At 74.2% G+C, this 8,868-nt stretch carries 9 protein-coding genes; 2 read left to right on the top strand and 7 right to left on the bottom strand.

Annotated features, from left to right (window positions below; genetic code table 11):
* Nucleotides 1–151: 151 nt before the first annotated feature.
* Nucleotides 152–625: a Rieske (2Fe-2S) protein gene (locus ABZ924_RS37320; RefSeq protein ID WP_361919982.1), complete on the top strand. Its 474-nt coding sequence runs from the start codon at nucleotides 152–154 to the stop codon at nucleotides 623–625.
* Between the two features lie 53 nt (nucleotides 626–678).
* On the top strand, nucleotides 679–1,410 hold the full coding sequence (locus ABZ924_RS37315) for a nucleotidyltransferase domain-containing protein (RefSeq protein WP_361919980.1): 732 nt from the start codon (nucleotides 679–681) through the stop codon (nucleotides 1,408–1,410).
* A 2-nt stretch (nucleotides 1,411–1,412) separates the two neighbouring features.
* On the opposite strand, the gene ABZ924_RS37310 is transcribed toward ABZ924_RS37315, so the two are convergent.
* The 7 genes from ABZ924_RS37310 to ABZ924_RS37280 form a co-directional block, all read right to left on the bottom strand.
* Nucleotides 1,413–2,435 carry an ADP-ribosylglycohydrolase family protein gene (locus ABZ924_RS37310; RefSeq protein ID WP_361919979.1) on the bottom strand — a complete coding sequence of 341 codons (1,023 nt, stop codon included), beginning with the start codon at nucleotides 2,433–2,435 and terminating at the stop codon, nucleotides 1,413–1,415.
* Nucleotides 2,432–3,163 (bottom strand): NUDIX domain-containing protein, encoded by a 732-nt coding sequence (locus tag ABZ924_RS37305; protein WP_361919977.1) that lies wholly within the window; start codon nucleotides 3,161–3,163, stop codon nucleotides 2,432–2,434. Before ABZ924_RS37305 ends, ABZ924_RS37310 begins: the two co-directional genes overlap by 4 nt.
* Nucleotides 3,160–4,251: an AAA family ATPase gene (locus ABZ924_RS37300; RefSeq protein ID WP_361919975.1), complete on the bottom strand. Its 1,092-nt coding sequence runs from the start codon at nucleotides 4,249–4,251 to the stop codon at nucleotides 3,160–3,162. The genes ABZ924_RS37305 and ABZ924_RS37300 overlap by 4 nt, the downstream gene beginning before the upstream one ends.
* A complete protein-coding gene (gene pnuC / locus ABZ924_RS37295) occupies nucleotides 4,248–4,862 on the bottom strand; it encodes a nicotinamide riboside transporter PnuC (protein ID WP_361919973.1) in 615 nt (204 codons plus the stop codon). Before pnuC ends, ABZ924_RS37300 begins: the two co-directional genes overlap by 4 nt.
* 170 nt (nucleotides 4,863–5,032) lie before the next feature.
* Complete coding sequence (locus ABZ924_RS37290) at nucleotides 5,033–6,229, bottom strand: pseudouridine synthase (RefSeq protein ID WP_361919971.1); 1,197 nt, start codon at nucleotides 6,227–6,229, stop codon at nucleotides 5,033–5,035.
* Entirely contained in the window at nucleotides 6,229–6,858 is a 630-nt protein-coding gene (scpB, locus tag ABZ924_RS37285) for an SMC-Scp complex subunit ScpB (RefSeq protein WP_361919969.1), read from the bottom strand. The genes ABZ924_RS37290 and scpB overlap by 1 nt, the downstream gene beginning before the upstream one ends.
* The gene (locus ABZ924_RS37280; RefSeq protein WP_361919967.1) at nucleotides 6,855–8,135 is read right to left on the bottom strand and encodes a segregation/condensation protein A; all 1,281 of its coding nucleotides are present in this window, start codon (nucleotides 8,133–8,135) and stop codon (nucleotides 6,855–6,857) included. The genes scpB and ABZ924_RS37280 overlap by 4 nt, the downstream gene beginning before the upstream one ends.
* Nucleotides 8,136–8,868 lie beyond the last annotated feature (733 nt).

Here is an 8,868-nt window from a genome sequence, read left to right as displayed (position 1 = left end):
CGTGTGGCCGCCGCGCCGCCCCCGGCCCCCCCGGCCCCCGCCCCCCCGGCGGCCCGCGCCCCCCGCACGGGGGGGCGGGGCGGGCCCACGCGGGCCCCCCCCCCGCGCCAGGATGCTCCTCGCCATCCCGGCACCGAACGAGGAGCAGCCCATGAGCGACCCCACGCGCACCCCCCGACGCACGGTCCTGGCGGCGGGAGCCGTCGCAGCCCTGGCCGGCGGCACGCTCACCGCGTGCGGCGACAACGGCAAGAAGGAGCCCGAGCAGCCGAAGAGCGAGCCCGGCGCCGCCTCGAGCCCGCAGACGACCGCCTCGCCGTCGGGTGCCGGCACGGGCAAGGCGCTGGTGAAGGCCTCGGCGGTGCCGGTGGGCGGCGGCACGGTCCTGAAGGAGGAGAAGCTGGTCGTGACCCAGCCGACGGCCGGCTCCTACCGCTGCTTCACGGCGGTGTGCACGCACCAGGGCTGCCTGGTCAACAAGGTGGAGAACGGCACGATCGACTGCCCGTGCCACGGCAGCAGGTTCCAGATGACGGACGGCGCGGTCGCCCACGGCCCGGCCACCAAACCGCTGGCGGAGCAGAAGATCACGGTCACCCCGGAGGGCGAGATCACCCTGGCCTAGCCGGACCGCAAATCCCGTCGCAGGACACGCCGCAAGGCGCCTAAGCTCCGCAAATGACCGAACCGACGCCCCTCGCTCCGCACTCCCCGTCCCACGCCTTGGTACGCGACCACACGATCTACGCGTGCGTGATGGGCTCCCGGGCGTTCGGTCTGGCGACGGAGACGAGCGACACCGACCGGCGCGGTGTCTACCTCGCCCCGACCCCGCTGTTCTGGCGCTTCGAGAAGCCCCCGACCCACGTGGACGGCCCCCGCGAGGAGGAGTTCTCCTGGGAGCTGGAGCGCTTCTGCGAACTCGCCCTGCGCGCCAACCCGAACATCCTGGAGTGCCTGCACTCCCCCCTCGTGGAGCGCCTGACCCCGGTGGGCGAGGAGCTCCTCTCCCTCCGGGAGGCGTTCCTCTCCCGCCGGGCCCACACCACCTTCACCCGCTACGCGAAGTCCCAGCACGCCAAACTCCTGGCCGACGTCCGCATCCACGGCGCCCCGCGCTGGAAGCACGCCATGCACCTGCTGCGCCTGCTGCTGTCCTGCCGCGACCTGCTGCGCACGGGCCGCCTGGAGATCGACGCCACCCCGTACCGCGACCGCCTGCTGGAGGTGAAGCGCGGCGAACTCCCGTGGCGGGAGGTGGACGCCTGGATGACCCGTCTGACCGAGGAGGCAGAGGCCGCCCTGAACACCTCCCCCCTCCCCGAATCCCCGAACCACCCCCGAATCGAATCCTTCCTCACCCGCACCCGCCGCACTTCGGCGGCGCAGTGGGCGATGGCGGACGGCTGAGGTCAGGCGTCCCAGAGGGTGGCGAAAGTCAGGAGGTCTTCGCGGTATTCGATGCGGATGGTCCAGTCTTCGGGCCAGGCTGCGGCGCCCAGGTGGGCGCCGGCGAAGGCGCCCGCCAGGCAGGCTATGGAGTCCGAGTCGCCTGCCGTGCAGGCGGCGCGGCGCAGGGCCGTAACCGGGTCCTCCGGGAAGAGGAGGAAGCACTGCAGAGCTGTCGCCAGGGCTTCTTCCGCGATCCAGCCGTCCCCGGTGGTGAGGCAGGGGTCCGTTTCCGGGGAGGGGTGCTTCAGGGCTGCTGCCAGACGGTTCAGGGCGTCCAGGCATTCGTCCCAGCCGCGGGCGATGAAGGATTCCGGGGTGGCGTCCGAGGCCGTGCGCATCCAGAGGTCGCCGAGCCAGCGCTCGTGGTAGCGGGTGCGGTTGTCCAGGGCGTACGAGCGCAGGCGGCCGACCAGGCCCGTCACCTCCGTGCCCTGGGCCAGGAGGTACACGGCCCGCGCCGTCAGGTCCGAGGCCGCGAGGGCGGTGGGGTGGCCGTGGGTCAGGGCCGACTGGAGCTGCGCCGCGCCGGCCCGCTCCTCGTCCGTCCAGCCGGGGACCAGGCCGACCGGGGCCACCCGCATGTTCGCGCCGCAGCCCTTCGAGCCGGTCTGGCTGGCGTCCCGCCAGTCCCGGGAGGGGTCGTTCAGCAGGCTGCACGCCACCATGCAGGTGCGGCCGGGAGCCCTGTTGTTCTCCGGGGAGTGGTACCAGTCCACGAATTCCGAGCGGACGGGGCCGGTGAGGCGGTCGGGGTCCACGGGGCCGGCCTCCGCCGCCGTGCGGATGCCGCGGGCCAGGGCCAGGGTCATCTGGGTGTCGTCCGTGACGATCGCGGGGCGCGGGAGGCTCATCTGCCGCCACGGGCCCGTCTTCGCCAGGATCGACGGGACGTCGTTGAACTCCGTCGGGAAGCCCAGGGCGTCGCCGAGGGCCAGGCCCAGCAGGGCCCCCGTTGCCGGGCGCTTCGTCGCCGTCGTCGTCATGCCGTCGTGGTTCCTTCCGTGGGGCGGAGCAGGGGCGGGTGCAGGGCGGTCGCCGGGCCCGCCCGGTAGAGGGCAGCCGGTTTGCCGCGGCCGCCGGTCAGGCGGGCGGCTCCGGGTACGGCCTCGACGAAGCCGGGGGTCGCGAGGACCTTGCGGCGGAAGTTGGGGCGGTCCAGGGCGGTGTCCCAGACCGTCTCGTAGACGGACTGGAGCTCGCCGAGGGTGAATTCGGGCGGGCAGAAGGCCGTGGCCAGGCAGGTGTACTCCAGCTTCGCGCCGACCCGCGAGCGGGCGTCGGCCAGGATCACCGCGTGGTCGAAGGCCAGGCCGGGGACGTCGCCCACCGGCACCCAGCGGGCGCGGTCCGCGTCGCCGCCGCCCTGCGCCGCCGGCTCCGGCATGTCCGGGACCAGAGCGGTGAAGGCCACCGACACCACCCGCATCCGCGGATCGCGGTCCGGCTCGCTGTACGTGCGCAGCTGCTCGAGGTGGAGTCCGGCGACGACCGGCTCCGGCAGGCCGGTCTCCTCGGCCAGTTCGCGTCGGGCGGCCGTCTCCGCGGACTCGCGGGGCAGCAGGAAGCCGCCGGGGAGCGCCCAGGCTCCGGCGTACGGGTCCTGCGCGCGCCGGATCAGCAGCACGTGCAGCGTCCCGCCGCGGACCGTGAAGACCGCCAGGTCGACCGTCACCGCGAAGGGCTCGAACGCGGTCCGGTCGTAGCCCTTCACCGGTTCTCCGGCAGGGGGTCCGTGAAGTGCCAACCGCGGTCGAGCAGTTCGTCCACGGCCGCGACCGCCGTCTTCAGCCGCGTCTCGCGGTCCCCGCGCACGACGAGGAAACGCCTCCCGGTCCGGTGGAGTTCCTCGCGGAAGCGCTCCGTCATCCAGGGCCGCAGGTGCGGCCCGTCGCGCAGGCCGTCGTCCTCGAAGGGGACGTCCCCGTGGTCGGTCAGGAGGTAGAGGTCGCGGGGCCGCAGGGCGGCGATCCGCTCGACCTCCGCGTTGCGGCCGCCGACGTACCGCTCGTGCCAGATGCCGGTCGCGAAGGAGTCCGTGTCGCAGAAGAGGACGGGTGAGCCGGTGCGCGCCGCGCGTTCTTCCTCCTCGTCCTGCCTCCGTGCGATCAGCGGGAACTCCTCCGAGGTGAAGGAGACGTCCTCCCACGTGGCCGCCGGGTCGGCCGCGCGGGCGGCCGCCAGCTTCTCCTCGCTGTACGTGCGCCCGTATTCGGCGACCCAGCCCGTCGCGGCCCATACCCCGCCGCGCGCCCGGTAGTGCTCGGCGAGGGCCTGCGAGAGCGTCGTCGTGCCGGTGGACTCGGCGCCGAGTACGACGACCCGCCGGGCCAGGGCGGCCCGTACGGCCGGGCCCAGGTACTCCCAGCAGCCGGCCGGGTCCGCCCGTACCGCCGTCCCGGACACGGGGAAGCGGGTCCGGGCCGGGTCCACGCAGACCGCCTCGGCCCCGAACCGCCGGGCGAGCTCGGTCCCGTACTCCTCCGAGGTGAAGACGGCGTCCACCGGCTCCGGAACAGCGCCGCGGAAGACGGCCATGTGGGCCTCCCAGACCGCCGGGTCGTGCAGGTCGACCGGAATGTCGTCCACCGCCCCGACGACCTCGGCCCCCGGGTGCGCCTCGCGCATCCAGACGACGCGGTCGGCGAGCGGCACCGACTCGACGGAGGCCGCGCACACCAGCACCGTCAGGCGCTCGCACTGCGCCTGCGCGGTGCGGACCAGGTGGTGGTGGCCGGCGTGCGGCGGGTAGAACTTGCCGAGGACCAGCCCGTGTCCGTACCGCCTGCCCGTGCCGCTCATACGGCGGCCTCCGAGGTCCCTGCCGTACGGGCGCCGCGCGCCGGGAGCGTACGCCGCCAGCCGAGCAGCCCGACCACGCACAGCGCGAGGAAGCCGGCGTACAGGACGGAGGTCAGGTACAGGCCCTTGTAGGCGTAGAGCGGGATGTAGACGAGGTCCGCGGCGATCCACAGCCACCAGGACTCGACGAGCTTGCGGCACTGGCCGTACGTGGCCGTGAGCGAGAGCGCGGTGGTCAGCGCGTCCCAGAACGGGACCGTCGAGTCGGTGGCCCGGTCCAGCAGGAGCGTGAGCGCGAGCGTCCCCACCGCCCCCGCCGCGGCCAGCGCGGCCCATTCGGTGCGGGTGGTGCGCCGCACCGGCAGGGCCCCGGCGGTTCCTGGTCCACCCCCGTGGGTCCAGGACCACCAGCCGTACGCGGCGAGGGCGATGAAGACGATCTGGAGCCCGGCGTCGGCGTACAGGCCGGACTGGGTGAACAGCACGATGAAGAAGACGTTGTTGGCGATGCCGATCGGCCAGTTGGCGATGTGCTGCCGGGCTACGAGCCAGACGCACAGGGCTCCGGTGGCGAACCCGAGGACCTCGGTCCAGCTCATGGTCCAGCTCATGACGCGCCCCCTCCTTTAATAGTCATTCTGACTATAAACACGGGGGCGGGTCCGGACAAGGCCCCGTCCCCTCCCGTCCCATCCCGTCCCATCCCGGGTACGCGAAAGCCCGTACCGCCAGGGGCGGTACGGGCTTTCCGTGCAGGGTGTGGTGCGTGTGGTGCGCAGGCCTACAGGCCGACCTCGCGCATCAGCATGCCGACCTCGGTGTTCGTCAGGCGGCGCAGCCAGCCGGACTTCTGGTCGCCCAGCTCGATCGGGCCGAAGGAGGTCCGCACGAGCTTGTCGACCGGGAAGCCGGCCTCCGCCAGCATGCGGCGGACGATGTGCTTGCGGCCCTCGTGGAGCGTCACCTCGACCAGGTAGTTCTTGCCGACCTGGTCGACGACGCGGAAGTTGTCCGCGCGCGCCCAGCCGTCCTCCAGCTCGATGCCGTCCTTGAGGCGCTTGCCGATGTCGCGGGGCAGCGAGCCGGTGATCGCGGCGACGTAGGTCTTCTGCACGCCGTACTTGGGGTGTGTGAGGCGGTGGGCCAGCTCACCGTGGTTGGTGAGGAGGATGATGCCCTCGGTCTCGGTGTCGAGCCGGCCCACGTGGAACAGGCGGGTCTCGCGGTTGGTGACGTAGTCGCCGAGGCACTGGCGGCCGTCCGGGTCCTCCATGGTGGAGACGACGCCGGCCGGCTTGTTCAGCGCGAAGAACAGGTACGACTGGGTCGCGACCGTCAGGCCGTCGACCTTGATCTCGTCCTTCGGCTGGACGCGCTTGCCCTGCTCGGTGACGATCTCGCCGTTGACCTCGACGCGGGCCTGCTCGATCAGCTCCTCGCACGCGCGCCGCGAGCCCATGCCGGCCCGGGCGAGGACCTTCTGCAGCCGCTCGCCCTCCTGCTCGGCGCCCGGGAAGGTCTTCGGGGTCCGGATCACCGGCTTGTCCGCGTACCGGTCCCGTACGCGCTCCTCGATCCGGGCGTCGAGCTCACGCGAGCGGGAGGGCGCGCCGTAGCCGCCGCGCGGGCCCTGGCCCTGGCCCCGGCCCGTGCCCTGGCCCCGGCCCGTGCCCGGGCCCTGCCCCTGGCCGCCCCGGCGGCCGCCGGCGCCCTGACCGGACTTCTTCGGGCCGCCCTTGGCTCCGCCCCGGGCGTCGGCGCCGCGGGCGCCGCGGGTGCGCTCGCCCTCGGGGCCGACGTCGTAGAGGCGCTCCTCGGGGCGCGGGCGACGCGGACGCTGCGGCGCGCCGCCCGCCCGGTCGTCGCGCGCGTTGCCGGCGCCGCGGTAGTTGCCGCGTCCGCGTCCGTCTCCGCCCTTGCGGCTGCCGCCGCCGCCCGTGTTCCGGTTGCCGCCGTTGCCGTTGCCGCTGCTTCGCATCAAAGTTCCGTCGTCTTGTCGTCTTCTTCGGTGTCCGGTGCGTCCGGATCGAACGACGGAACACCTTCCTGCGTCTCGGCTTCGATCGCGTCCGCCTCGGGGAGGAAGGGCGCGAGCTCCGGGAGCTCGTCCAGGCCACGCAGGCCCATCCGCTCCAGAAAGTAGTTCGTCGTCCTGTACAGGATCGCACCTGTTTCGGGTTCCGTGCCCGCCTCGGCCACCAGACCCCGCTGCAGGAGGGTGCGCATGACCCCGTCGCAGTTCACTCCGCGCACCGCCGAGACGCGGGAGCGGCTCACCGGCTGGCGGTACGCGACGACCGCGAGGGTCTCCAGCGCCGCCTGGGTGAGGCGGGCCTGCTGGCCGTCCAGGACGAAGCGCTCGACCGCCGACGCGTACGCGGGCCGGGTGTAGAAGCGCCAGCCGCCGGCGACGAGCCGCAGCTCGAAACCGCGCCCCTGGACGGTGTACTCGTCGGCCAGCTCGCGCAGGGCGTCGGCGACCTCGCGCGGGGTCCGGTCGAGGACCTTCGCGAGGTGGGCCTCGGTCGCGGGCTCGTCCACGACCATGAGGACGGCTTCGAGGGCCGGCTTCAACGATGCCTCGGGCTCGGTGGTACCGCTGCTCATTCCTTGACCTCCACGATCCGGTCGAACTCGTCGGTGACGACCGGCATGCCGTCGCCGTCCCCGCCGCTCCAGCGGACGGTGAGCGTCCGCAGCGCCTCCTCCTGCTCCAGCACCACCGCCTTCTCGCGGTAGAGCTCCAGGAGTGCGAGGAAGCGGGCGACGACGGTGAGGGTGTCGTCCGTGTCCTCGGTGAGCTCCTGGAAGGTCGCCTCGCCGCGCGCCTTGAGGAGGGCGACGACCACGGCCGCCTGCTCGCGCACGCTGACCAGCGGGGCGTGGATGTGGTCCACGTAGACCTGGGGCTTGGCCTTGGGCTGCATCGCCTTCGCGGCGAGGCGGGCGAACCCGTCGGGGCCGATGCTGATCACCACGTCGGGGAGCAGGTCGGCGTGGTGGTCCTCGAGGCCGACGGTACGGGGGTGGCGGCGGCCCTCGTCCTCGGACCGCTGCTCGAAGATCGCGGCGATCTGCTTGTACGCACGGTACTGGAGCAGGCGCGCGAAGAGCAGGTCGCGGGCCTCGAGCAGGGCGAGGTCGGCCTCGTCCTCGACCTCGGCGGCCGGCAGCAGCCGGGCGGCCTTGAGGTCGAGGAGGGTGGCGGCGACGACGAGGAACTCGGTGGTCTGGTCGAGGTCCCAGTCCGGGCCCATCGCGCGGATGTGGGCCATGAACTCGTCGGTGACCTTCGAGAGGGCGACCTCGGTGACGTCGAGCTTGTGGCGGGAGATCAGCTGGAGCAGGAGGTCGAAGGGGCCTTCGAAGTTGGCCAGCCGCAGGGTGAACCGCCCGTCGGCGGCGGGCTCGGCCGCCTGTGCGCTCCCGCTGCCGGGAGGCCCGCCGTTGCTCGGCGGGGCGGGTGCCGGCCCGTCGGCCGGGCCGGGGGTCGCGCCGGCGCGCTCCTCCGCGGGGCGGCCCTCCCGGCCTCCGGCCGGCGCCGCGGCGGCCTCCTCCGCCGGACCGCCCTGCGGCGCGGGGGCCCCGGCGGCGGGCTGCGCCGACCCCTCGCGCCGGCCGGCGACGGCGGTTGCGGCTCCGGGGCCGTCGGCCGGGGTGCGGGTCCCGGTGGGGCCCTCCGGCTGCGGCTCCGGCTGTACGGCCGCCGGGGGCTCAGGCGGTGCCTGGGTGGGTGTGTGGGGCGCCTGGGGCTCTGGGGGCGCCTCGGCGGTCCTACGGCGCTCAGCGGGCGTGTCAGGGGCTGCGGGGGCGGCTGCCGAGGCGCCCGGGCCGCGGCCGAGGGGGCGGCGGGTCGAGCGTCCGGATTCGGCGGGAGTGGGCATCGCAGTCCAGGGTGGTACGGGAGGAGTGGCCGGTCGGGTCGGGCCACGCCCAAGGCTGCCACGACTGGCGCCCGCCGCGCCCCGAGGACCCGCCCCGGGCGACCGCCGCCGGGGCCTCCGCCTCTGCGGGAGGACTCGCCCCGGGTGGCTGCCGCCGGGAGCCGCCCTTGCCCGGCGCGGTGCCGCGCCGCTGCGCGGAGCGGTGCCCCTCCCCGCCCTTCCCCCGTTCCCCGGGGCTCCGCCCCGGACCCCGCCTCGGCCTCTGCGCCGCGCGGCACGGGGGCCGAGCCGCCCACACTTCAGCCCCGTCGGCGCAGCGTGGGGCGGAGCCCCAAGAAAACCGGCCCCGCGGGCAGCAGGCCTTCCCCCGCTTCCCCTTCGAAACCGGGGGCCGACCACTCCAGCCTCGCCGGCGTTCGAGGCGCAGGATCGGGGCCGCGCCCCAAGAAACCGGCCCCGCCGGCACCCCGCCTTACTCCGCTTCCCCTTCGAAGCCGGGGCCGACCACTCCAGCCCCGCCGGCGTTTGAGGCGCAGGATCGGGGCCGCGCCCCAAGAAACCGGCCCCGCGGGCAGCAGGCCTTCCTCCGCTTCCCCTTCGAAGCCGGGGCCGACCACTCCAGCCTCGCCGGCGTTTGAGGCGCGGGGTTTGGGGGGCGGCGCCCCAAGAAACCCGGCTCCGCCGGGCACCGGGCGCCGCCCCGCCCCGCCCCCCCCGACCCCAGGGGGATAGG

The sequence above is a fragment of the Streptomyces sp. NPDC046876 genome, assembly GCF_040645035.1.
Classification (GTDB): domain Bacteria; phylum Actinomycetota; class Actinomycetes; order Streptomycetales; family Streptomycetaceae; genus Streptomyces.
The sequence above is the reverse complement of the archived record's forward strand: the minus strand, read 5'-3'. Positions and strand labels throughout refer to the sequence as shown.

Coding starts and splice junctions, on each gene's coding strand:
- ABZ924_RS37320 (WP_361919982.1), top strand. CDS start 152: ATGAGCGACCCCACGCGCACCCCCCGACGCACGGTCCTGGCGGCGGGA.
- ABZ924_RS37315 (WP_361919980.1), top strand. CDS start 679: ATGACCGAACCGACGCCCCTCGCTCCGCACTCCCCGTCCCACGCCTTG.
- ABZ924_RS37310 (WP_361919979.1), bottom strand. CDS start 2,435: ATGACGACGACGGCGACGAAGCGCCCGGCAACGGGGGCCCTGCTGGGC.
- ABZ924_RS37300 (WP_361919975.1), bottom strand. CDS start 4,251: ATGAGCGGCACGGGCAGGCGGTACGGACACGGGCTGGTCCTCGGCAAG.
- pnuC (WP_361919973.1), bottom strand. CDS start 4,862: ATGAGCTGGACCATGAGCTGGACCGAGGTCCTCGGGTTCGCCACCGGA.
- ABZ924_RS37290 (WP_361919971.1), bottom strand. CDS start 6,229: ATGCGAAGCAGCGGCAACGGCAACGGCGGCAACCGGAACACGGGCGGC.
- scpB (WP_361919969.1), bottom strand. CDS start 6,858: ATGAGCAGCGGTACCACCGAGCCCGAGGCATCGTTGAAGCCGGCCCTC.
- ABZ924_RS37280 (WP_361919967.1), bottom strand. CDS start 8,135: ATGCCCACTCCCGCCGAATCCGGACGCTCGACCCGCCGCCCCCTCGGC.